General features: G+C 71.2%; 22 protein-coding genes and 1 pseudogene. 14 read left to right on the top strand and 9 right to left on the bottom strand.

The window, feature by feature from the left end:
* Positions 1 to 230: 230 nt before the first annotated feature.
* Positions 231 to 947 carry a FadR/GntR family transcriptional regulator gene (locus U4Y91_RS07190; RefSeq protein ID WP_321804440.1) on the bottom strand — a complete coding sequence of 239 codons (717 nt, stop codon included), beginning with the start codon at positions 945 to 947 and terminating at the stop codon, positions 231 to 233.
* A gap of 134 nt (positions 948 to 1,081) precedes the next feature.
* On the opposite strand from U4Y91_RS07190, the gene U4Y91_RS07185 reads away from it, so the two are divergent.
* The 4 genes from U4Y91_RS07185 to U4Y91_RS07170 are packed head-to-tail and all read left to right on the top strand — an operon-like array spanning position 1,082 to position 5,786.
* On the top strand, positions 1,082 to 1,882 hold the full coding sequence (locus tag U4Y91_RS07185) for a (Fe-S)-binding protein (protein ID WP_321804439.1): 801 nt from the start codon (positions 1,082 to 1,084) through the stop codon (positions 1,880 to 1,882).
* A complete protein-coding gene (locus U4Y91_RS07180) occupies positions 1,879 to 2,592 on the top strand; it encodes a LutC/YkgG family protein (RefSeq protein WP_321804437.1) in 714 nt (237 codons plus the stop codon). The genes U4Y91_RS07185 and U4Y91_RS07180 overlap by 4 nt, the downstream gene beginning before the upstream one ends.
* Positions 2,589 to 4,034 (top strand): LutB/LldF family L-lactate oxidation iron-sulfur protein, encoded by a 1,446-nt coding sequence (locus U4Y91_RS07175; RefSeq protein ID WP_321804436.1) that lies wholly within the window; start codon positions 2,589 to 2,591, stop codon positions 4,032 to 4,034. The genes U4Y91_RS07180 and U4Y91_RS07175 overlap by 4 nt, the downstream gene beginning before the upstream one ends.
* Positions 4,035 to 4,085: 51 nt before the next feature.
* On the top strand, positions 4,086 to 5,786 hold the full coding sequence (locus U4Y91_RS07170; RefSeq protein ID WP_321804435.1) for a lactate permease LctP family transporter: 1,701 nt from the start codon (positions 4,086 to 4,088) through the stop codon (positions 5,784 to 5,786).
* A 125-nt stretch (positions 5,787 to 5,911) separates the two neighbouring features.
* Here U4Y91_RS07170 and U4Y91_RS07165 read toward each other — a convergent pair whose 3' ends face one another.
* From U4Y91_RS07165 to U4Y91_RS07145, 5 genes are all read right to left on the bottom strand, one after another.
* Entirely contained in the window at positions 5,912 to 6,673 is a 762-nt protein-coding gene (locus U4Y91_RS07165; RefSeq protein WP_321804433.1) for a M48 family metalloprotease, read from the bottom strand.
* Between the two features lie 150 nt (positions 6,674 to 6,823).
* Positions 6,824 to 7,630 carry a glycosyltransferase family 2 protein gene (locus tag U4Y91_RS07160; protein ID WP_321804432.1) on the bottom strand — a complete coding sequence of 269 codons (807 nt, stop codon included), beginning with the start codon at positions 7,628 to 7,630 and terminating at the stop codon, positions 6,824 to 6,826.
* Positions 7,631 to 7,755: 125 nt separating this feature from the next.
* Positions 7,756 to 9,045, bottom strand: a complete 1,290-nt coding sequence (locus U4Y91_RS07155) for an endoribonuclease L-PSP (protein WP_321804431.1) — start codon at positions 9,043 to 9,045, stop codon at positions 7,756 to 7,758.
* Between the two features lie 97 nt (positions 9,046 to 9,142).
* A complete protein-coding gene (gene fabG / locus U4Y91_RS07150) occupies positions 9,143 to 9,859 on the bottom strand; it encodes a 3-oxoacyl-ACP reductase FabG (RefSeq protein ID WP_321804429.1) in 717 nt (238 codons plus the stop codon).
* 113 nt (positions 9,860 to 9,972) lie between these two features.
* Entirely contained in the window at positions 9,973 to 10,257 is a 285-nt protein-coding gene (locus U4Y91_RS07145; RefSeq protein ID WP_014896047.1) for a phosphopantetheine-binding protein, read from the bottom strand.
* Between the two features lie 566 nt (positions 10,258 to 10,823).
* On the opposite strand from U4Y91_RS07145, the gene U4Y91_RS07140 reads away from it, so the two are divergent.
* The 10 genes from U4Y91_RS07140 to U4Y91_RS07095 all read left to right on the top strand — a co-directional run bounded on the left by U4Y91_RS07140 (position 10,824) and on the right by U4Y91_RS07095 (position 21,261).
* Entirely contained in the window at positions 10,824 to 11,468 is a 645-nt protein-coding gene (locus U4Y91_RS07140) for a hypothetical protein (RefSeq protein WP_321804426.1), read from the top strand.
* A gap of 65 nt (positions 11,469 to 11,533) precedes the next feature.
* Complete coding sequence (locus U4Y91_RS07135) at positions 11,534 to 13,303, top strand: acyl-CoA synthetase family protein (protein ID WP_321804425.1); 1,770 nt, start codon at positions 11,534 to 11,536, stop codon at positions 13,301 to 13,303.
* The gene (locus U4Y91_RS07130; RefSeq protein ID WP_321804424.1) at positions 13,300 to 14,274 is read left to right on the top strand and encodes an acyl-CoA synthetase; all 975 of its coding nucleotides are present in this window, start codon (positions 13,300 to 13,302) and stop codon (positions 14,272 to 14,274) included. Before U4Y91_RS07135 ends, U4Y91_RS07130 begins: the two co-directional genes overlap by 4 nt.
* Positions 14,271 to 14,939, top strand: coding sequence for an outer membrane lipoprotein carrier protein LolA (locus U4Y91_RS07125; protein WP_321804423.1), 669 nt, complete (start codon positions 14,271 to 14,273; stop codon positions 14,937 to 14,939). Before U4Y91_RS07130 ends, U4Y91_RS07125 begins: the two co-directional genes overlap by 4 nt.
* Positions 14,939 to 17,422: an MMPL family transporter gene (locus U4Y91_RS07120; RefSeq protein WP_321804421.1), complete on the top strand. Its 2,484-nt coding sequence runs from the start codon at positions 14,939 to 14,941 to the stop codon at positions 17,420 to 17,422. The genes U4Y91_RS07125 and U4Y91_RS07120 overlap by 1 nt, the downstream gene beginning before the upstream one ends.
* Positions 17,419 to 18,312 carry a polysaccharide deacetylase family protein gene (locus U4Y91_RS07115; RefSeq protein ID WP_124666089.1) on the top strand — a complete coding sequence of 298 codons (894 nt, stop codon included), beginning with the start codon at positions 17,419 to 17,421 and terminating at the stop codon, positions 18,310 to 18,312. Before U4Y91_RS07120 ends, U4Y91_RS07115 begins: the two co-directional genes overlap by 4 nt.
* 63 nt (positions 18,313 to 18,375) lie before the next feature.
* The gene (locus U4Y91_RS07110) at positions 18,376 to 19,599 is read left to right on the top strand and encodes a beta-ketoacyl-[acyl-carrier-protein] synthase family protein (RefSeq protein WP_321804419.1); all 1,224 of its coding nucleotides are present in this window, start codon (positions 18,376 to 18,378) and stop codon (positions 19,597 to 19,599) included.
* Positions 19,596 to 20,414, top strand: coding sequence for a beta-ketoacyl synthase chain length factor (locus U4Y91_RS07105; RefSeq protein ID WP_321804417.1), 819 nt, complete (start codon positions 19,596 to 19,598; stop codon positions 20,412 to 20,414). The genes U4Y91_RS07110 and U4Y91_RS07105 overlap by 4 nt, the downstream gene beginning before the upstream one ends.
* Positions 20,411 to 20,947, top strand: a complete 537-nt coding sequence (locus U4Y91_RS07100) for a hotdog family protein (RefSeq protein WP_321804415.1) — start codon at positions 20,411 to 20,413, stop codon at positions 20,945 to 20,947. Before U4Y91_RS07105 ends, U4Y91_RS07100 begins: the two co-directional genes overlap by 4 nt.
* On the top strand, positions 20,944 to 21,261 hold the full coding sequence (locus U4Y91_RS07095; RefSeq protein WP_321804413.1) for a hypothetical protein: 318 nt from the start codon (positions 20,944 to 20,946) through the stop codon (positions 21,259 to 21,261). The genes U4Y91_RS07100 and U4Y91_RS07095 overlap by 4 nt, the downstream gene beginning before the upstream one ends.
* An 80-nt stretch (positions 21,262 to 21,341) precedes the next feature.
* Here U4Y91_RS07095 and U4Y91_RS07090 read toward each other — a convergent pair whose 3' ends face one another.
* The 3 genes and pseudogenes from U4Y91_RS07090 to U4Y91_RS07080 all read right to left on the bottom strand — a co-directional run.
* Positions 21,342 to 21,542 (bottom strand): hypothetical protein, encoded by a 201-nt coding sequence (locus U4Y91_RS07090; protein WP_321804412.1) that lies wholly within the window; start codon positions 21,540 to 21,542, stop codon positions 21,342 to 21,344.
* Positions 21,543 to 21,740: 198 nt separating this feature from the next.
* Positions 21,741 to 22,484: an acetoacetyl-CoA reductase gene (gene phbB / locus U4Y91_RS07085; protein ID WP_321804410.1), complete on the bottom strand. Its 744-nt coding sequence runs from the start codon at positions 22,482 to 22,484 to the stop codon at positions 21,741 to 21,743.
* A gap of 217 nt (positions 22,485 to 22,701) precedes the next feature.
* Positions 22,702 to 22,870, bottom strand: a pseudogene (locus U4Y91_RS07080) (acetyl-CoA C-acetyltransferase); the annotation flags it as partial.

The raw sequence follows: 22,870 nt of genomic DNA, 5'->3' as shown, positions 1-22,870 counted from the left end.
ACTCCCTCGACAGGCGGATCAACGGGTCCGCAATCGCCGCGGCGCGCGGCTGACGGGCGGGTTCAATCGATTCTAGGGGGCGCCCGATGAACCGGTCAATCGCGCGCCCGGCGCATGCGGCACCGAGCCGCCACGCACGCCGCGCGCGGCCACGGCCCTGAACCGCGGCCGGCGGGCGTCCTCGGGTTCGGCCGCCAGGCGGACCCGCCGCGCCCATGGTCCAACCAATCTCACGGCGCGTCGCCGCTTCGCTCGAAGTGGCTGCGCACGTAGTCGATATGGGTCTGCATCGCCGTGCGCGCCTCCTCGGGCCGGTGCGCGCAGATCGCATCGCAGACCACCCGGTGCTGCTGCAGCAGCAACTCCGATGCCTGCTCGTCGTGCGTCGTCATCCCCGCGACGTTGATCGAGATGTGCTCGCGCAGCATCCCGATCACGCTCGTATGCAGGTGCAGGAACATCGTGTTGTGCGACGCGAGCGCGATCGCCTCGTGCAGCTTCGCGTCGGACGACGCCTCGAGGGCCGCATCGTCGTTCGCGTGCGCGGTCTCGAGCTCGCGCAGCAGCGCGCGGATCCGGCGCCGGTCGTGCGCGTCGGCGCGCAGCGCGGCGAAATACGCGGTCGCGCCTTCGAGCACGCGGCGGAACTCGAGTATGTCGTCGCGCAGCGCCGGATGGTCGGCGACCAGCTGGCCCCACGGCGACGCGATGCCCGCGCGCAACTGGTCCGTCACGTAGACGCCCGCGCCGCGCCGGCTCTGCAGCAGCCCGCGCGCGACGAGCCGCTGGGTCGCCTCGCGCACCGTATTGCGCGCGACGCCGTACTGCTGCGCGAGCACGCGCTCGGCCGGCAGCCGCGCGCCGGCCGGCCACGTGCCGTCGAGCAGCGCCGTCTCGATCTTGCGCATCACCACTTCGGTCCGGCCCCGTGCCGTCATCGCCGCCATCGCCGTCTCCCCATCCGGAATACCCGTCGCGCCGATTGGCCCAACCAATTTGAGCTGCGGCGCCGTCGCGGGAATTATGCAGCGAAATCGTCGTCCCGCATTCGCATACCGGGCCGGCACCCCTGGAGCGAGACATGAACGAAAGGCACTACCCCGCCGCCGCCCCCGCGCACGTCTATCTGTTCGCGACCTGCCTGGTCGACCTGTTCGTCCCCGAAGCCGGGCTCGACGCGGTCCGCCTGCTGGAACGCGAAGGCCTGACCGTCCACTATCCGCGCGGCCAGAGCTGCTGCGGGCAGCCGGCCTACAGCAGCGGCAATCCCGACGAAGCGCGCCGCGTCGCGGCCGCGCAGCTCGACCTGTTCGCCGAGCCGTGGCCCGTGATCGTGCCGTCCGGCTCGTGCGCGGGCATGATCCGGCACCATTGGCCCGCCCTGTTCGCCGACGATCCCGTGCACGGCCCGAAGGCTCGCGCAATCGCGGAGCGCACCTACGAACTCGCCGAATTCCTCGTCCATGTGCTCGACGTGCGGCTCGACGCCGTCACCGCCAACGCCGGCCCGGACGAGCGCGTCGTGCTGCACACGTCGTGCGCGGCCCGCCGCGAGATGGGCACGCGCGTGCATGGCGTCGCGCTCGTCGACGCGCTGCCGGGCGTCACGCGCATCGAACATGAACGCGAATCGGAATGCTGCGGCTTCGGCGGCACGTTCTCGCTGAAGCATCCCGACATCTCCGGCGCGATGGTGCGCGACAAGGTCGCATCGGCCTGCGCGACGGGCTGCGACCGGCTCGTGTCGGCGGACTGCGGCTGCCTGCTGAACATCGGCCACGCTGCGACCAAGGCCGGCGCGGCGCTGCCCGTCGAGCATCTCGCGAGCTTCCTGTGGCGCCGCACGGCCGGTGCCGCGTCGCTGCGCGGAGACGCGCAATGAGCGCGCGCGACGCCATCCTCGCGCGCCTGCGCGCTGCCGCGCCCGGCGTCGCCGCGAACGCCGCGCCCGCGCTCGATGCGCGCATCGACACGCATTACGCGGCGCGGCGCGCGGCGGTCGCGCCCGATCCGGATGCCCTCGCGCAGACGATGCAGGCCGCGCTCGCCGCGTCGCATGCCGAGGTCTGGTGCGCCACCGCCGACGCGTGGCCCGCGCAGCTGGCCGCACGGCTCGCCGACGCCGGCGTGCGCCGCCTGCTGCTCGACCCGGCCCGCCCTGAAGCCACGGCCCTCGCGCAGGTGCTGCCCGACGCGGTCGCGCCGGTGCCGTTCGACCGGCCGATCGACGCATGGAAAGCCGAGCTGTTCGACACGATCGACGCGGGCTTCACGGTCGCGCGCTCGGGCATCGCGGCGACCGGCACGGTCGTGCTCGCGCCCGATGCCGGCACGCCGCGCACGGTGTCGCTGGTGCCGCCGCTGCACGTCGCGCTCGTGCATGCGAACACGCTGCACGCGGACCTTCACGCGGCCGTGCACGCGGAGCGCTGGCACGCCGGCATGCCGACCAACGTCGTGCTGGTGTCGGGCCCGTCGAAGACCTCCGACATCCAGCAGACCCTCGCGTATGGCGCACACGGCCCGCGCAACCTCTGGGTCGTGATCGTCACCGAACCGACCGCAACCGCCTGCCAGGACCTGCCGCGATGAGCGACCAACCGCTGCAATTCGTCGCCCCCGGCGACTTCAAGGCCCGCGCGCGCGCCGCGCTCGACGATCCCGCGCTGCGCCGCAGCTTTCGCGGCGCGATGGATTTCCTGCAGGGCAAGCGCGCGACCCAGTTCCCCGACGACACCGAGCTGCAGCAGCTGCGCGATCTCGGCGAAGCCGTGCGGCAGCACGCGCTCGCGCAACTGCCGGCGCTGCTCGAGCGGCTGGAGGCGAAGCTCACCGCAGCCGGCGTGCACGTGCACTGGGCCGAGACGGCCGCCGACGCGAACGCGATCGTGCTCGGCATCGCGCAGGCCAACAAGGCGCGCCGCGTGATCAAGGGCAAGTCGATGGCGAGCGAGGAAATCGAGCTGAACCATTACCTCGCGAATCACGGCGTCGACTGCATCGAGTCCGACATGGGCGAGTTCATCGTGCAGCTCGCGGGCGAGAAGCCGTCGCACATCGTGATGCCGGCGATCCACAAGACGCGCAGCGACATCGCCGAGCTGTTCGAGGAACACATCCCCGGCACGCGCTACACGGAAGACGTCGACGAGCTGATCCAGACCGGCCGGCGTGCGCTGCGCCGCGCGTTCGCGGAAGCCGACATCGGCCTGTCCGGCGTGAACTTCGCGGCGGCCGACACGGGCACGCTGTGGCTCGTCGAGAACGAGGGCAACGGCCGGCTGTCGACCACCGTACCCGACACGCACGTCGCGATCATGGGGATCGAGAAGGTCGTCGAGAAACTCGAGCACATCGTGCCGCTGTCGAGCCTGCTCACGCGCTCGGCCACCGGCCAGGCGATCACGACCTACTTCAACCTGATCTCGGGCCCGCGCCGCGACGGCGAACGCGACGGCCCGCGCGAGCTGCATCTCGTGCTGCTCGACAACGGCCGCACGCAGGCCTACGCCGACGAGCAGCTGCGCGCGACGCTGCAATGCATCCGCTGCGGCGCGTGCATGAACCACTGCCCCGTCTATACGCGGATCGGCGGCCACGCATACGGGACGACCTACCCGGGCCCGATCGGCAAGATCATCTCGCCGCACCTGCTCGGCCTCGACGCGACGGCCGACCTGCCGACCGCATCGACGCTGTGCGGCGCGTGCGGCGAGGTGTGCCCAGTCCGGATTCCGATCCCGCAGCTGCTCGTGCGGCTGCGCACCGAGGCGAACCGCAAGCCCGACGAAGCCGTCGCGCATCCGCTGCGCGGCCAGGGCGCGAACTACAACCGCGCGGAAGACCTCGTGTGGCGCTTCTGGTCGGGCGCGTTCGCGCATCCGCGCGCGTATCGCGCATTCCGCTGGACCGCGACGCGGCTGCGCGCGCTGACGCCCGCGAAGCAGATGGGCTGGACCCAGCATCGCACGCCGCTCGAGCCGGCGCCGCGCAGCCTGTCCGACCTGCTGCGCGCACGCGGCCAGCCGGAATAGACCACTCCGCTTTCAAACCCGTACCGATAGACATCCATGGAGGAGACAACCATGCAGGTTTGGCATCAGATCTACACCCCGCTCGGCAGCCTCGGGCTGTCGGCGTTCGTCGCCGCGATCCCGATCATCTTCTTTTTCGTCGCGCTCGCCGCACTGCGGATGAAGGGGCACGTCGCCGCCGCGATCACGCTGCTGCTGGCGCTCGGCGTCGCGATCCTCGCGTACGGCATGCCCGTGCCGCAGGCGCTCGCGGCCGCCGGCTTCGGCTTCGCGTACGGCCTGTGGCCGATCGCGTGGATCATCGTCGCGGCGGTGTTCCTGTACAAGATCGTCGTGAAGACCGGCCAGTTCGACATCATCCGCGCGTCGGTGCTGTCGATCACCGACGACCAGCGGCTGCAGATGCTGCTGATCGGCTTCTCGTTCGGCGCGTTCCTCGAAGGCGCCGCCGGCTTCGGCGCGCCCGTCGCGATCACGGCCGCGCTGCTCGTCGGCCTCGGCTTCAAGCCGCTGCACGCGGCAGGATTGTGTCTGATTGCAAACACCGCGCCGGTCGCGTTCGGCGCGATGGGCATCCCGATCATCGTCGCCGGACAGGTGACCGGCATCGATGCGTTCCACATCGGCGCGATGGCCGGCCGCCAGCTGCCGCTGCTGTCGCTCGCGGTGCCGTTCTGGCTCGTGTTCATGATGGACGGGCTGCGCGGCGTGCGGCAGACCTGGCCGGCCGCGCTCGTCGCCGGCGGCAGCTTCGCGATCACGCAGTACTTCACGTCGAACCATATCGGGCCCGAGCTGCCGGACATCACGTCGTCGCTCGTCAGCCTCGTCTCGCTCGCCGCGTTCCTGAAGGTCTGGCAACCGAGCAGCGCGAAGCAGACGGCCGGCGGCCTCGTCGCGTCCGGCGGCGCCGCGGCGCTCACCGGGTTCGGGGCGGGCGGCAGCGGTTCGGGCGCGCGCCGCCAGGCGTCGCCGTACTCGCTCGCGCAGACCGTGCGCGCGTGGTCGCCGTTCCTGATCCTGACGGCCGTCGTCACCGTGTGGAGCATCGCGCCGTTCAAGGCGCTGTTCGCCGCGCACGGGGCGCTCGCGTCGACCGTCCTGAAATTTCACGTAGCCGGCCTCGACCAGCTCGTCGTGAAGACCGCGCCGATCGCCGCGACGCCAAAGGCGCTCGACGCGGTGCTGAAGCTCGACCTCGTGTCGGCGGTGGGCAGCGCGATCCTCGTGACCGCGCTGATCTCGATGGCGCTGCTGCGGATGAAACCGCGCGACGCGCTCGTCACGTTCGGCGAAACGCTGAAGGAGCTCACGCGCCCGATCCTGTCGATCGGCCTCGTGCTCGCGTTCGCGTTCGTCGCGAACTACTCGGGGATGTCGTCGACGCTCGCGCTGATGCTGGCCGCGACCGGCGCCGCGTTTCCGTTCTTCTCGCCGTTCCTCGGCTGGCTCGGCGTGTTCCTGACCGGCTCGGATACGTCGTCGAACGCGCTGTTCTGCTCGCTGCAGCAAGCGACCGCGCACCAGCTCGGCGTGCCCGAGACGCTGGCGGTCGCCGCGAACACGACGGGCGGCGTGACCGCGAAGATGATCTCGCCGCAGTCGATCGCGGTGGCATGCGCGGCAACCGGGCTGGTCGGCAAGGAATCGGAGCTGTTCCGCTTCACGGTGCGCCACAGCCTGCTGTTCGCGGTGATCGTCGGCCTGATCACGCTCGTGCAGGCGTACGTGCTGCCGGGGATGGTGCCGTAAGCACGCGGCGCGGCCGCTTTCCGGCCGTTTTCCGTTTCCCCGCAAAACAAAAACCCCACGCCCGCAAGAGCGTGGGGTTTCGTTCATCCCGGGCGCCGGACGGGGCCGGCGCTATCAGGCGGCGCTCAGCTGCCCTTCGCGATGCGATCCTGGATGTGCTGCGCCCGGCTCGACGACGACGGGTGCGAGCTCATCATCGAGCTCTTGCCGCCATCGAGCTGCGCGAGCTTCTGGAACGCGGTGACGAGGCCCTTCTGGTTCATGTTCTTCTGCTTCATCAGGTCGAACGAGTAGTCGTCGGCCGCGCTTTCCTGCGTCTGCGAGAACTGCGCGTTGATGAACTTCTCGGTGATGTCGCCGAGCTGCGAGCTCGTCAGGGCCGCGACGCCCGGCGACGCCGCGCCGGCCGCGGTGCGTGCCGCGCTGACCGCGTAGGCGGTCTGCATCGCCTTCTTCGAGTGACCCAGCGCGACGTGGCCCATTTCATGGCCGATCACGCCGCGCAGCTCGTCGTCGTTCATCATGTCCATCAGGCCGCTGTACACGCGCACGCAGCCGTTGCCCATCGCCCACGCGTTGACGTCCTTGGTCATGTAGACCTTGTAGTTGATCTTCTGGCCGTTCAGCGTCATGTCGCCGAAGCCCTTCATCACCTTCGTCAGGCGCTTCGCGTACGCGCTGTTCGGCGCGGCGATCTTCGATTCGGCGTCGCTCGACTTGCACGAGTCGTTCGACAGTGCCGCGATGTCGCTGTCCGACAGCGTCGCCGCCTTGACCAGGTTGGTCCCCGCCGACGTCAGGCTATTCGCGTCGAGACTCTGCACGCCACCGCATGCGCTCAACAGGAAAACCATGCCACACGCGGCCGCCGCTTTCTTGATATGCATCCCGGATCCCTCGGTAGTTGTATTTGGGAGCGGCGATTTTGCATAATCCGGCAGAAAATTACCAGATGTTTACATCGAATGACAACTTGATTACTGACCGATCCGGAACGAACGGCGCGATTGCTCAGCCGATTGATGACAATCGGGCCATCAATCGCCGCGGCCGGACAACCGGCTGAACGCGGAACGCGACCGGCGCATCAGCCGCCGCGCGACCAGCATCGGCAGCCGCACCACGAAACCGGCGAACAGCCGCAGGTGCATCCACGCGAGCAGCGCGTTGTCGCGGCCGTAGTGGAAATGCGACACGCCGCCCTCGTGCGCGCCGAAGTAGCGCACCGGCGCTTCGATGCGGATCGGCCGCACCCCGGCCCAGCACAGCCGCACGGCGGCTTCCGGATCGAAGTCGAAGCCGCGCATCCACGGCTGGCGATGCATGATCGCGGCGAGCGGCGCGACCGGGTACACGCGAAAGCCGTACAGCGAATCGCCGATCCCGGCCCACAGCGTCTCGAGGTCGGCCCATCCGTTCGACAGCCGCCGGCCCTGCACGCGCAGCTGCGGCGCGCTCGCGTCGAACTTCGGCAGGCCCAGCACCATCGCATCCGGCGCCGCCTGCGACGCGGCCATGAATTCGGGAATCAGGTCGGCCGGATGCTGGCCGTCGGAATCCATCGTCAGCACGTGCGTGAAGCCGCTCGCGGCCGCGGCATCGAGCCCGGCCAGCACCGCGGCGCCCTTGCCGCGGTTCGCCGGCAGCACGATCACGCGCAGCCCGGGGTCGCGCTCGGCCATCGCCTGCAGGCGCTCGGCGCTGCCGTCGGTGCTGCCGTCGACGACGACCCACACCGGATTCCACTGCGCGCGGGCGTTGCGCACGGTCGTGTCGACCTTGACGCCCGGGTTGTAGCTCGGAATCAGTACGAGATGGGTGGACGAGGCGTGCAGCGTGGACATGGGAACGGCCGATTGCGAAGACGAGGATCCTGACAAAAGTTTATGACCTGCAGGCGACTGCCGACAGGCTTCGTCGACGCCGCCCGCGTGCGGCGACGGTTCGCGCAGCGACAGGCCCGCGCGCTTCACGACAGGTGCTCCAGCGGATGGCCGGCGCTCGCCTCGATCTCGACCAGCAGATCGTCGCGGCACACGTCCGCGTGGACGAACAGCGGCCGCACGCCGGGGCCGGCCGCATCGCGCAACTCGCGTTCGATCGCGGCGAGCGCCGCGGCATCGCCGGCGTCGCGCACGTACACGCGGTAGCTCAGGTCGGCGAGCGCGAACGGGCCGTGCCCCTGCCGCGCGGCCTGCTCGAGCACGGCGGCCAGGTTCGCGATCGTCTCGCGCGTTTGCGCGACGACGTCGCCGTGATGCACGGTGCGATGCCCGACGATGCTGGCGGTGCCCGACACGAACAGCAGCGGCGCGGCAGCGTCGCCGGGCCATGCGGCCGCGCGCGCGAACGTCGGCGCACGCGGGCCGTACTCGGCCGGGTAGTGATACGCGCTGACCTGGCGCGGGTTCTCGACCGGATCGGCCGGCACGCGGCTCGCGATGAAATGGATCGCGAGCGGCGCGGCCGGCGGCGTGTCGCCCGCGACCGGCACGACCGAACCGAGCGCGCAGGCGGCCGGCACGCCGCCCGTCAGCGCGCGGCGGCACGCGTCGAACGCGCGCTGCCTGCCGATATTGAACTGACGATAGCGTTCGATCCCGAACTGCTGCGCGTTGATCGCCGGCACGGTGTTCCAGATCCGCAGCGGATGCGGGATGCCGAGCGTATCGAGCACGTCGAACAGCGCGCGGTACGCCTCGCAGGTCGCGCGCTCGAGCGGCGTGCCGCCGTCGCGATCCGCATCGGCCAATTCCTGCGCTTCCTGCGCTTCCTGCACTTCCTGCGCTTCCTGCACGACGATGCTGCCGAACACGAGCCCCGCCGTTGCGCTGTAGCGGTACTGCAGCGCGCCGCGTCGCTCGCTGCACAGGTCCGGCGCGTCGCACTGCCAGATTTCGCAGACCGCACCGGCGCGTGCGTGGCTGCCGGCATCGAGCAGCGCCATCTGCACCGGTGCGAGCGGCAGGTCGGGCGCGACGGCGGCGAGCATGCGGGCCATCGCATCGGCCGGCGCCCCGGCCGCGCCGATGCAGACCGCGCCCAGCGCACCGGGAAACACGCGGTCGAATGCGTCGCCCCGCTGCTGCGCGTCGTGCAGCAGCGCAGCCAGCCGTGCCTGATCGATCTGGACGAGCCGCAGCGCACGGTTGCCGCCGTTCGCGGTGGACGCGGCCGCCATGGGTCCGCGTGCGACCGCGCGCGTGGCGGACGACGGGGAACACGCTCGCCGTTCGGCGTCGACTGGATGCACTGACACTTCGATTTCCTCACTATGCGGCGCGGGCTCGCGACATCGTGGCCACGCGCCGCGTTGCGCGCCGTTGCTTCGCGTCAAGCCGACGCCGCGCGCGTCGTCATGCGAGGCCGCCGTTGACGGACAGCACTTGCCCCGTCACATAGGCGGCCGCATCGGATACCAGATACGCGACCATCGCCGCGACTTCGTCGGGCCGGCCAGCGCGCTGCGCGGGCACGAGCTGCTTGATCCGTTCGGCGGAAAACGCATGTTCCGCCATCGGCGACTCGATGATGCCGGGCGCGACCGCGTTCACGGTAATGCCGCGCGACGCGAGCTCCAGCGACAGCGACTTCGTCGCGCCGATCAGCCCCGCCTTCGCGGCCGCGTAGTTGACCTGTCCGCGGTTGCCGGTCACGCCTGCCACCGACGCGATGTTGACGATCCGGCCGCGCCGCGTACGGATCATCGGTAGCAAGAGCGGCTGCGTCACGTTGAAAAAACCGTTGAGCGTCACGTCGATCACGCTGTGCCATTGCCGGCGCGACATGCCGGCCATCGGCGCGTCGTCGTGAATGCCCGCGTTGTTGACGAGGATCTGCACCGGCGCGTCGTCGACGAACGGTGCGAGCGCGGCGAGCGTCGCATCCGCGTCGGTCACGTCGAATGCGATCGCATGCGCGGTGCCGCCGGCCGCGACGATCTGCTGCGCGACGGCTTGCGCCTGCGCGAGATTCCGGTTCGCGTGTACCCAGACTTCGTGGCCGGCCTGCGCGAGCGTCGTGCAGATCGCCTGCCCGAGTGCGCCGCTACCGCCCGTTACGAGCGCCCGCATCGAATTGCTCCGTTCATCGCGTTCCTCCTCGATCGACGCGGCGGCGGTGCATCCAGCCACCGCCGCCGCGTGCCGTCATCCTCTGCGTGCCGCGTCGCGCCCGCGCGCCGCCGTCACTTCGTGCGATGCGCGGCGACGTACGCGGCAAGCGCGCCGAGCGTCGCGAAGATCTTCTGGTTGTCCGGATTGTCCGAGCGCAGCTCGAAGCCGTACTTCTTCGAGATCAGCAGCGCGATTTCCAGGATGTCGATGGAGTCGAGCCCGAAGCCCTCGCCGTACAGCGGGGTCCCGGCCGTCACCGTTTCGAGCGGGACGTCTTCGAGATTCAGTTCGCCGATGATCAGCGTGGCGAGCTCTTGTTCCAGTGCGTTCATCATGCTTGCGGGCAGGCGGCCCATGGCAGCGGGAGGCGCCCGGAAACGGCAACCGCCGTGCACGCCCGGCGCGGTGCGAGGCGCGCGCGAATCTCCGTCCCTCCGGCGTCTGCCGGCTTCCCCGCCTGCGTTATTGGGGATCGTTTGTAAAAGTTACGCGGATTCTAGACGATGGGTATCGGCACGTATACGGGGAATGGTTACAGACTGAAGGGCCCCCGCCGCGGCCGGTTTCGGGACTCGATCGCAGCAGACGCTTGAGCCGCTTCGGATGGAAATGGATCGTCGCCGCAAAAGCTTCAGTGCGCTGCCATACATTCGGTTACAAAACCCGGCTGCACCCGCCTCGAAGCGCCGCGCCGGGGCCCTAAAATGTGCGTGCACGACAGCCGGCCCGGACAAGCGTCCCGGCCGCCATTCATATGATGTTTGACGGCCCGACGCATGCGTCCGGCCCCGATCCGCCCGATGTTTCCAGCAACCATGCCGCGCCCGTCCGCTCCCCTCGCCCCGGTTTGTCCGCCCGTTTGCCGCCATGCTGCGGCAGCCGGCGGCAACGCACACCCGCGCCGCGCGCCCGGAGCGCCGCGATGAGCACGCCGCTCGGCATCGCACGCGGCACCGGCGCGGTCGCCGCGGTGGTGGCGTACCAGATCGGCGCGCACTACGCGGCCGCGACGCCCGGCGCGCACGGCTTCGGCCTCGCGATGGCGCTCGTGCCGCCGCTGCTGCTCGCGCTCGGCGCGGCACTACGCTCGCCGCAGCGCACATGGCTCGTGCCGGCATGGCTGCTGGCCGCCGTCGCGCTGTGGGCCGTGCGCATCCCGCTCGCGCGCCATTTCGAATGGGGCCTGTATCTGGAGCACGCGAGCTTCAACCTCGCGATGGCGCTGCTGTTCGGCCGCACCCTCGCGGCCGGCCAGGTGCCGCTGTGCACGCGCTTCGCGACGCTGATCCACGGCACGATCACGCCGGCCGTCGCGCGCTACACGCGGCACATCACGCTCGCATGGACGCTGTTCTTCGTCGCGATCGCCGCCGTGTCGACGCTGCTGTTCGCGACCGCGCCGATCGTCGCGTGGTCGACATTCGCGAACTACCTGTCGCTGCCGCTCGTCGCCGTGATGTTCGCCGCCGAGCATGCGTGCCGGCGCTTCGCGCTGCCGCACGACGCGCGGCCGCGGATGGTCGACGCGGTGCGCGCGTACCGCGCGTCGACGCAGCCGTCACGATGAATTCATGGCCGGCGCGGCGCCGCATCGCGGCCGCGCCGGTGACCGCTTTCCGCTTTGACCGATTTATGCCGACTCACCCGCTGGTATTCCACTCCTCGCCGGACCAGACGATCGCCTGGCGCGACGGCACGCCCATCACCGTCCGCACGTTCGTCGCCGACGTTGCGCGCGTGGCCGCCGCGCTGCCCGCCGGCGGCCACGTGTTCAACGTGTGCCGCGACCGCTACCGCTTCGCGGTCAGCCTGTGCGCGGCGCTCGTCACCGGCAGGATCAGCCTGCTGCCGTCGACGCACACGCCGGAGATGGTGCGCCAGCTCGCGTCGTTCGCACCGGACGCGTTCTGCCTGCACGACGCGCCGGACTGCACGATCGACCTGCCGCGCTTCGCGTATCCGGACGCCGCACCCGGCGACCTCCCCGACGACGCACCGTGCGTGGTGCCGCAGATCGACGCGTCGCGGATCATGGCGTACGTGTTCACGTCCGGCTCGACCGGCGCGCCGGTGCCGCACCGCAAGACCTGGGGCTTCCTGGTCGGCTGCGTGCGCGCGGCGGCCGAGCGCCTCGGCCTGCTCGACGGCCGCGCGGCCACGCTGATCGGCACCGTGCCCGCGCAGCACATGTACGGCTTCGAATCGACGGTGCTGCTCGCGCTGATCGGCGGCCTTGCGTTCAGCAACCGCCAGCCGTTCTACCCGGTCGACATTCGAGACGAACTCGCCGCGATCCCGCAGCCGCGCGTGCTCGTCACGTCGCCGATCCACCTGCGCGCGCTGCTGTCGGCCGGCCATGCGCTGCCGCCGGCCGCGCTCGTGCTGTCGGCCACCGCGCCGCTGTCGGAAAAACTCGCGTGCGAAGCCGAAGCCGCGCTCGAGGCGCCGCTCGTCGAGATCTACGGCAGCACCGAAACCGGCCAGATCGCGACGCGCCGCACGTCGCAGGGCGCCGCGTGGCAACTGTTCCCGGACATCCGGCTCGACGCGCGCGCAGCGCACAACGTGTCGGACCGCGACGCCGCGGGCGACGACAGCGGCCCGACCGTGTGGGTGTCGGGCGGACACGTCGAAACCCCGGTGCCGATGGGCGACGCGCTCGAGCTGCTCGGCGACGGCCGGTTCCTGCTGCACGGCCGCAAGGCGGACCTCGTCAACATCGCCGGCAAGCGCACGTCGCTCGCGTATCTGAACCACCAACTGAACGCGATCGCCGACGTCGTCGACGGCGTGTTCTTCATGCCGGACGACACCGCGCCGGCCGACGCCGATGCGACCCGCGAACCGGTCACGCGCCTCGTCGCGCTCGTGGTCGCGCCGACGCTCGCCGCGGCCGACCTGCAGCGCGCGCTGCGCGAACGGATCGATCCCGCGTTCATGCCGCGCCCGCTCGTGTTCGTCGACGCATTGCCGCGCAACGAAACGGGCAAGCTGCCGCGCGACGTGCTCGCCGCGCTCGTCGCACGGCACGCGCGCGCCGCCACGGCCGACGTGCGCGAGCGCGCCGCGACGGACGCGCCCGACGCGCCGCTCGCGTTCACGATTCCCGCCGATCATCCGGCGCTGCCCGGTCATTTCCCCGGTCATCCGGTCGTGCCGGGCGTCGTGCTGCTCGATCACGCGATCGCCGCACTCGGCGCATCGCTGAATCGCCCGCTCGATACATGGCGGCTGGCTTCCGCGAAATTCCTGAGCCCGGTCGCGCCGGGCGAACCACTCGATCTCGCGTTCGATGCAGCGGCCGGCGGCGCGATCCGCTTCACGCTGCGCGCGGGTGCGCGCGACGTCGCGACCGGCGTGCTGTCCGCGCCGCCGGCCGCGCAGGACGGCGCGCAGCCATGAAGCGCACCGCATGGGCCGAGCGCCAGGAACGCAGCAACGCCGGGTTGCTGCGCGTGATGACCTGGATCTCGCTGCGTTTCGGCCGGCGGCCGTCGCGCATCGTGCTGCATGCCGTCGCGACCTATTTCGTGCTGTTCTCGCCGGTCGCGTGCGCCGCGTCGCGCGACTACCTGCGCCGCGTGCTCGGCCGTCCCGCGCGCTGGCGCGACGTGTACCGGCACGTGTTCACGTTCGCGGCGACGATCCACGACCGCATCTACCTGATGAACGGCCGCTTCGACCTGTTCGACATCCGGCTGCACGGCGAGACGCGGGTCGACGCCGCGCTCGCCGGCGGGCGCGGCGCATTCCTGATGGGCGCGCACCTCGGCAGCTTCGAAGTCGTGCGCGCGATCGGCCGCACGCGCCCGGACCTGCGCGTCGTCGTCACGATGTTCGAAGAGAACGCGCGCAAGATCAACGCGACGCTCGCCGCCGTCAACCCGGCCGCGAAGCCGGAAGTGATTCCGCTCGGGCAGGTCGACTCGATGCTGAAGGTGCGCGAACGCCTCGACGCGAACTGCATGGTCGGGATGCTCGCCGACCGCACGCTGCTCGACGACGCGACCGCGTCGCTGCGGTGGCTGCCGCTGCTCGGCGCGCCGGCGGCATTCCCGCTCGGGCCGCTGTACATGGCCGCGATGCTGCGGCGTCCGGTGCTGTTCATGACGGGCCTCTATCGCGACGGCAACCGCTACGATGTGCACTTCGAGACGCTCGCCGATTTTTCCGACGTGCGCCGCGACACGCGCGCGGCGGCCGTCGACGCGGCGCTCGCGCGCTACGTCGCGCTGCTCGACCAGTACTGTCGCGCGGCGCCGTACAACTGGTTCAACTATTTCGATTTCTGGCAGACCGGCACGGCCGCCGCGCGCCGCGACGCTGCGCGCGCGTGCACCGGCCTGTCCGCCACGAGGGATTCCGACGCATGACCGCCGTTCGCCGCTTTCTGCCGACGTTGCTGCCGACGTTGCCGCCGCTGTTCCCGCTGCCGCACCCGCGCGCGCTGCGCCGCGCCACGCGCACGTTCGCCGTCACGGCCGCCGTCGCGCTCGCCCTGCCCGCGCACGCGGCCGACACCGGTTCGGCATGGACCCTCGACCGGCTGATGTCGACGCTCGCGCAGCACAAGTCGGGGCGCGCGACGTTCACCGAGACGAAGACGCTGTCGATCACCACGCAGCCGCTCGAATCGTCGGGCGAACTCGTGTTCGTCGCACCGGACCATCTCGAGAAGCACACGCTGAGCCCGAAGCCCGAACATCTCGTGGTCGACGGCGACATGCTCACGGTCGAGCGCAACAACCGCAAGTACACGCTCGCGCTCGCGCGCTATCCGGAGCTCGGCGCGTTCATCGACAGCATCCGCGCGACGCTCGCCGGCAACCGCTACGCGCTCGAGCAGGTCTACAAGGTCGCGCTCGCCGGTCGCGGCGACGACTGGACGCTGACGCTCACGCCGCTCGACTCGCGGATGCTGAAGGTCGTCAGCACGATCACGCTCGAAGGCTCGCGCGACGTGTTGCGCAGCGTCGCGATCCGGCAGGCCGACGGCGACCATTCGACGATGCGCCTGCAACCCGTCCCGGCGAACTGATGGACGATCGCACCCGGCCGCCCGCCCCCGTCACGCACCGCCTGCCCGCTTGGCGGCAACGCGCCGTGCTCGTGTGGCTGCTCGCGCTCGTCGCATGCGGGATCGCGCTCGCCCGCGCGAACTTCACGGCCGACCTGTCCGCGTTCCTGCCGCGCGCACCGAGCGCCGGGCAGCGCGTGCTCGTCGATCAACTGCGCGACGGCATCGTGTCGCGGCTGATCCTCGTCGCGATCGACGGCGGCGATGCGGCCACGCGTGCCGCGCTGTCGCGGCGCGTCGCCGGCACGCTGCGCGCCGACCGGCAATTCTCCGCGATCAACAACGGCGAAGCCGTCAACGACGCACACGACCGGCAGTTCGTGTTCGACCATCGCTACCTGCTGAGCCCGGCCGTCGCGCCGCGGCGCTTCAGCGCGGACGGCCTCCACCAGGCGCTCGGCGACAGCCTCGACCTGCTGCGCTCATCGGCGGGCCTCGTCGCGAAGGCGATGCTGCCGCGCGACCCGACCGGCGAAGTGACCGCGCTCGTCGACCAGCTCGACAGCGGCGCGCAGCCCGCCAGCCGCGACGGCGTGTGGGCGTCGCGCGACGGCACGCGCGCGGTGCTGGTCGTGCAGACGGCCGCCGCCGGCGCCGACACCGATGCGCAGGCACGCGCGATCGACGCGGTGCGCCGTGCGTTCTCCGCCGCGACGCAGGCGCTGCCGAACCCGGCCGCGTACACGCTCGCGATGACCGGCCCAGGCGTGTTCTCGGTCGACACGCGCGACACGATCCGGCACGACGTCGAGCGGCTGTCGACGGCGAGCGTCGTGCTGATCGTCGCGCTGCTGCTGACGCTGTACCGCTCGCCGCGCACGCTCGCGCTGGGGCTGCTGCCGGTGCTGACGGGCATCGCCGCCGGCATCGCGGCGGTCGGCATCGCGTTCGGCACGGTCCACGGGCTGACGCTCGGCTTCGGCACGACGCTGATCGGCGAAGCCGTCGACTATTCGATCTACCTGTTCGTGCAATCGGCGCAGGCCGGCGCGCGCGGCACCACGCGGCCCGCCGACGCGACGCGGGCATGGATCGCAGCTTATTGGCCGACGATCCGGCTCGGCGTGCTGACGTCCGTGTGCGGCTTCGCGTCGATGCTGTTCTCCGGCTTTCCGGGGCTCGTACAGCTCGGGCTCTACTCGATCGCCGGGCTGACGGCCGCCGCGCTCGTCACGCGCTTCGTGCTGCCGCACCTGCGCGGCGAGCACGTCGCGATTCGCGACGTGTCGCGCGTCGGCGTGATGCTCGCGCGGGCGGCCGCTGCCGCGCCGCGGCTGCGCTGGCCGCTCGCCGTGCTCGTGCTCGCCGCGTGCGCGACGCTCGTGCTGCATCGTGACGGCCTGTGGAGCCGCGAGCTTGCGGCACTGAGCCCCGTGCCCGCTCGCGCGCAGGCCCTCGACGCACGCCTGCGCGCCGATCTCGGCGCGCCGGACGTGCGCTATCTCGTCGTGGTTTCCGCGCCGACCGAACAGGCCGCGCTCGAACGCGCGGAACAGGTCGCCGCGCAATTGCAGCCGCTCGTCGATCGCGGTGCGCTCGCGGGCTTCGAAAGTCCCGCGCGCTACCTGCCGAGCGACGCCGCGCAGCGTGCGCGCCAGGCGAGCCTGCCGGACGCGGACGCGCTTGCCGCGCGCATGCGCGCGGCCGTCGCGAACCAGCCGATCCCGGTCAGGCCCGAGCTGTTCGCGCCGTTCATCGCCGATGTCGAGGCCGCACGCCACGCGCCGCTGCTCACGCGCGCGGACCTGCGCGGCACGTCGATGGCGCTCGCCGTCGACGCGCTGCTGACCGAGCGCGCGGGCCGCTGGCGCGCGATGCTGCCGCTGCGCGCGCCGGACGTCGCACGCACCGGTCCGGCGGCTCCAGCGCTCGATGCCGCGCCGATTCGCGCGGCCGTCGCGCGCGCCGGCGTGCCCGACGCGCTGTTCGTCGACATGAAGGCCGAGGCCGACCGCCTGTACGTGAACTATGTGCACGAGGACATCCGGCTGTCGCTCGCGGGTTTCGCGGCGATCGCCGTGCTGCTGCTGATCGCGCTGCGCTCGCCGCGCCGCGTCGTACGCGCGCTCGCGCCGCTGGTCGCGGCCGTGCTGGTGGTGACGGCCGGCTTCGCGCTCGCCGGCGTGCCGCTGACGATCCTGCACCTCGTCGGAATGTTGCTGATCGTCGCGGTCGGCTCGAACTATGCACTGTTCTTCTGCAAGCGCGACGACGCGCAACCGGTCACACCGTACACGCTCGTGTCGCTGTTGATCGCGAACCTCGCAACGGTCGCCGGCTTCGGCCTGCTCGCGCTGTCGCGGGTGCCGCTGCTCGAAACCTTCGGGCTGACCGTCGGCCCCGGCGCGATGCTCGCGCTCGCGTTCGCCGCGATTCTCGCGCCGCGCGCGGCGGCGGTGGCCGCGGGCAGCCCTAATCGTGAGCCGGCAGGAGGCCGCGCATGAACGCGCCATCGTCCGTTCCGCCTCGCCAGCCCGGCGATGCGCGCCGCTGGAAACCGACGCCGCTGATCGCGGGCACGGCCGCGCTGCACGCGGGCGCGCTCGCGGCCGTCGTCGCACAACCGGCCGCATGGCCGTGGGCCGCCGGCGGCGTGGTCGCGTCGCATCTCGCGCTGACCGCCGCCGGCCTGTGGCCGCGCAGCGCGCTGCTCGGGCCGAACTGGACGCGCCTGCCGGCCGGCGCCGGCCGCCGGATCGCGCTGACGATCGACGACGGCCCGGACCCCGACGTCACGCCGCGCGTGCTCGACCTGCTCGATCGCCACGACGCGCGCGCGACATTCTTCTGCATCGGCGATCTCGCGCGCCGCCATCCGCAGTGGATCGAAGCGATCGTCGCGCGCGGCCACGCGGTCGAGAACCACAGCCAGCGGCACCGGCATACGTTCTCGCTGTCGGGGCCCGCCGCGCTGCGCCGTGAAATCGCGGCCGCGCAGCAGACGCTGACCGAGATCGCCGGCACGCGCCCGCGCTTCTTCCGCGCGCCGGCCGGCCTGCGCAATCCGTTTCTCGAGCCGGTGCTGTGCGAGTTCGGCCTGCAGCTCGCCAGCTGGACGCGCCGTGGCTTCGACACGCGCGCGCGCGATGCGGATACCGTCACGCACCGCCTGCTGAACGGCCTGGCTGCGCGCGACATCCTGCTCGTGCACGACGGCCACGCGGCGCGCGACGCGCGTGGCGAACCGGTGGTGCTCGACGTGCTGCCCGCGCTGCTGCACGCGGCCGCCGATGCGCAGTTGCACTGGACCACGCTGCGCGCCGCGCTCGCGCCCGAACCGTCCGATCCGCCCGCCGGGCCGGGCACGCCGGCCCCCCCGTTTGATAAAATCTGACCACGCCCGGCGCGCCCGCCAGCCCCGCTGCGGCGCCCGTTCCGGCCACCGGATACGACCCTCGTGAAACCTCTCCTGCTCTCGCACTTCACCGCCACCAGCTGCATCGGCCGCGGCCTCGACGCGACCGTCGACGCGCTGCGCCACGCGCGCGGCGGGCTCACGCCGTGCGACTTCGAACGCGCCGATCTCGACACCTGGATCGGCGCCGTGGACGGCGTCGATGCGCAGCCCGTGCGCGCGGATCTCGCCGACTTCGACTGCCGCAACAACCGCCTCGCGCAACTCGGCCTCGTCCAGGACGGCTTCGACGCGCGCGTCGCGGCGGCCGTGTCGCGCCATGGCGCCGCGCGCGTCGGCGTGTTCGTCGGCACGAGCACGTCCGGCATCCTCGAGACCGAGCGCGCGTACGAGCAGCGCGATCCGGCGAGCGGCGCACTGCCCGCCGGATTCCGCTACGCGCACACGCACAACCCGTATTCGCCGGCTGCGTTCGTGCGCGCGTATTTCGCGCTGCGCGGGCCGGCGATGGCGATCTCGTCCGCGTGCTCGTCCGGCGCGAAGGTATTCGGCTCCGCGCGCCGGATGATCGAAGCGGGGCTGATCGATGCGGCCGTCGTCGGCGGCGTCGATTCGCTGTGCCTGACGACGCTGTACGGCTTCAATTCGCTCGAACTGCTGTCGCGCCGGCCGTGCCGCCCGTTCGACGTCGCGCGCGACGGCATCTCGATCGGCGAAGCGGCTGCGTTCGCGCTGCTCGAACGCGTGCCCGACGCGCCCGCCGCGCTCGACGGCAACGCGATCCTGCTGCTCGGCATCGGCGAATCGAGCGATGCGCATCACATGTCGTCGCCGCATCCGGAAGGGCTCGGTGCGCGCATCGCGATCGAACAGGCGCTCGCGTCGGCCGGCCTGGCCGCAAGCGACATCGACTACGTGAACCTGCACGGCACCGCGACGCCCAGCAACGATGCCGCCGAAAGCCGCGCGGTGGGCGCGCTGCTCGCGCGCACGCCGTGCAGCTCGACGAAGGGCGCGACCGGTCACACGCTCGGTGCCGCCGGCGCCCTCGAAGCGGTCGTCGCCGCGCTCGCGCTGCGCGAACAGTTCGTGCCGGCCGGCGTCAACACGACGCAACCCGACCCGGCGCTGGCCGCCGACTACGTGCTCGCGAGCCGCGATGCACGTGTGCGTGCAGTCCTGTCGAATTCGTTCGGCTTCGGCGGCACGAACTGCAGCCTGATCCTCGGCCGCGCCGGGCATGCGAGCCGCCGGGAGCCGACATGACCGTCACCGCCTTCATCGAAAGTGTCGGCCTCGTCGGGCCGGGACTGAACGACTGGCCGCACGCGGCCGACGTGCTCGCGGGCCGGGCGGCCTATGCGAGCGCGCGCACCGTGCTGCCGCCGCCTGCCAGCCTGCCGCCGGCGGAACGCCGCCGCACCGGCCCCGTCGTGCGCGTCGCGCTCGCGGTCGGCCTCGAAGCGGCAGCCGCGAGCGGGCGCGATCCGGCCACGCTCGCGACCGTGTTCAGCGCGTCCGGCGGCGACGGCCAGAACTGCCACGCGATCTGCGAGACCCTCGCCGGCGACGATCGCCACCTGTCGCCCACGCGCTTTCACAACTCGGTGCACAACGCGCCGGCCGGCTACTGGAGCATCGCGACGCGCGCAATGGCGACGTCGAACGTGCTGTGCGCACACGACGGCAGCTTCGCCGCGGGCCTGCTCGAGAGTGTGTGCCAGGTCATGGTCGATCGCGTGCCGAGCCTGCTGATCGCCTACGACACCGACTATCCGGAGCCGCTGCACGCGGTGCGGCCGATCGTCGACGCATTCGGCGTCGCGCTCGTGCTCGCGCCCGACGCGAGCGAACGCACGCTCGCGCGCATCGACGTGCAGCTCACCGACGCACCGGCGACGACGCTCGCGAACCCCGAACTCGACGCGCTGCGCACCGGCAATCCGGCCGCGCGCGCGCTGCCGCTGCTCGACGCGCTCGCTGCAAGGCGCACGGCGAGCGTCGTGCTCGACTATCTGGAAGATACGCGCGTGCAGGTCGATATCGCACTGCCGAATGCCGCGGCGGGGCACGCGCGATGACGACGCCCGTTTCGACGCCGATGCCTGCGCCGGCGCCAGCCACGCTCGATCGCGCATGGATCGCCGCGCACATTCCGCACGACGGCGCGATGTGCTTGCTCGATCGGGTCGAAGCGTGGGACGCCGCGCGCATCCGCTGCAGCGCGACGAGCCACCGCGACCCGCACAACCCGCTGCGCTCGCGCGGCCGGCTCGCGCCGGTCTGCGGGATCGAATACGCGGCACAGGCGATGGCCGTGCACGGCGCGCTGCTCGGTGCGCAACAGGCGCGGGCGGAACCTGCGCGGCCGCGCGCCGGCTATCTCGCGAGCGTGCGCAACGTCGACGCGTTCGTCGACCGGCTCGACACGTTCGAGCTGCCGCTGATCGTCGACGCCGAACGCATCGGCGGCGACGACCGCTCCGTGCTGTACGGCTTCACGCTGCGCTGCGGCGAGCGCGTGTTGCTCGGCGGCCGCGCCGCGGTGATGCTCGATGCATCGGCAGCCGGCGTACGCGTTGCGCCGCCCGCGGGCCGCGCGGACCCTCGATGAACCAGCCCCAAGGAAACCAGGCCGTGAAAACACGTCAGTTCATTTGCACCGCGTTCGTTCTCGCGCTGATCAGCCCGATCGCGCACGCGGACATGTCGGAAGTGAAGCAGGACATCAAGCGCGATTCGAAGGAAGCCGCGCACAAGACCGGCGAGGCCGCGCGCAGTTTCGGCCACGCGACCGCGAGCGCCGCGAAGACGGTCGGCCACGGCGTCGCGCACGCGTCGCGCGAAGGCTGGGATGCCACCAAGCGCACGACGAAGCGGATCTTCCACAAGAACGATTCAGGCGAAGGCGCGCGAAAGAGCGATTGAGTGCGAACGTCCCGCGCACCGCATACGGATGCGCGGGATGCGGCACGACGCGTGAACGCAGCGGTGCCGCACCGCCGCCGTCAGCGCGCGCCGCTGCGCCTGCGGCGCGCCGGCCCGCGCGCGAGGCACTTGCCGTACGCGACCAGCCAGCAATCGCGATGATCGAAGTTGCGCAGCAGCCGCGCGCGGCGCCGCTCGAGCCAGTGAAGCGCGATCGCCATCGTCAGCGCGACGGCCAGTGCCGAGCCGCCGATCGCGAATCCCATCCAGGTGTCACCCATGCCTCCTCCGGAATGCGAGGCCGGTGCGGCGTGCGTGCCGCGACGCGGTAGCCGGCGCGCGGGCGCACCCGGCCCGCCGCATGCGCGGCGAACCTGCGTCCGTGTTCCGTCACCGCGCGCGTGCGCGCCGCCCCGGCGCTGGATACAGCGGGAGCACGGCCCGGACGCGCGCGCGAACGCCGCCCGGGCCGCCGCGCGTCAATGCATGTGCTGGCCGCCGTTGATCGCGATGTTGGAGCCCGTCACGAAACCGGCCTCTTCCGAGCACAGATAGGCGACCAGCGCCGCGACTTCCTCGGGTTTCCCGAGCCGTCCCGCCGGAATCTGCGGAAGGATCTTCGTATCGAGGATGTCCTGCGGGATCGCCGTCACCATCTTCGTCGCGAGGTAGCCCGGCGACACCGTGTTCACCGTCACGCCCTTGCGCGCGGTCTCGAGCGCGAGCGATTTCGTGAAACCGTGCATGCCGGCCTTCGCGGCCGCGTAGTTGGTCTGGCCGACCGAGCCCTTCGAGCCGTTGACCGACGCGATGTTGACGATGCGTCCCCAGCCGCGCTCGACCATGCCGTCGCAGACCGGCTTCGTCATGTTGAACACGGAATCGAGGTTGGTGCGGATCACCGCATCCCAGTTGACCTTGTCGAGCTTGCGCAGCGTCATGTCACGCGTGATGCCCGCGTTGTTCACCAGGATGTCGACCGGGCCGACGTCCCGGACGATTTTCTCGATGCATTGCTGGCACGAATCGTAATCGGCCACGTCCACCGGATACGCGTGGAATTCGCGACCGGCCGCGTGCATCTCGGTCAGCCAGCGATCGGCGCCGGTGTTGTTCGGCGAATACGTGACGACGACCTGGTAGCCCGCATCGTTCAACCGGATGCTGATCGCTTCGCCGAGACCGCCCATCCCCCCCGTCACAACTGCAATTCGCTTAGTCATCCTATGAGTTACCGACAAGAAAAGTAGTCAATGGTGCGGGGCGACGACATGGCACATGCTGCCGCCCCGCCGCTGCGATGCGCTGGCGCCCGCATGGCGGACGCGGCGCGCACCGGAACATCACGCTTGTTGTTGGTAGCTTGTTCCGCGCGAAGTTTGCTGCATGTGTGTGCGGCGCTGGCCTGCGCCGCATGCGTGCAATATCGTCAGACCGTGCTCAACCGCGCTCGACCGCGAGCGCGACGCCCATCCCGCCGCCGATGCACAGCGACGCCAGGCCACGCTTCGCATCGCGCTTGACCATCTCGTGCAGCAGCGTCACCAGGATCCGGCAGCCCGACGCGCCGATCGGGTGACCGATCGCGATCGCCCCGCCGTTCACGTTT

The organism is Burkholderia sp. BCC1993 (assembly GCF_905339865.1).
In the GTDB taxonomy this organism is placed as follows: Bacteria; Pseudomonadota; Gammaproteobacteria; order Burkholderiales; family Burkholderiaceae; genus Burkholderia.
This window is presented reverse-complemented; position numbering and strand designations above follow the sequence as displayed.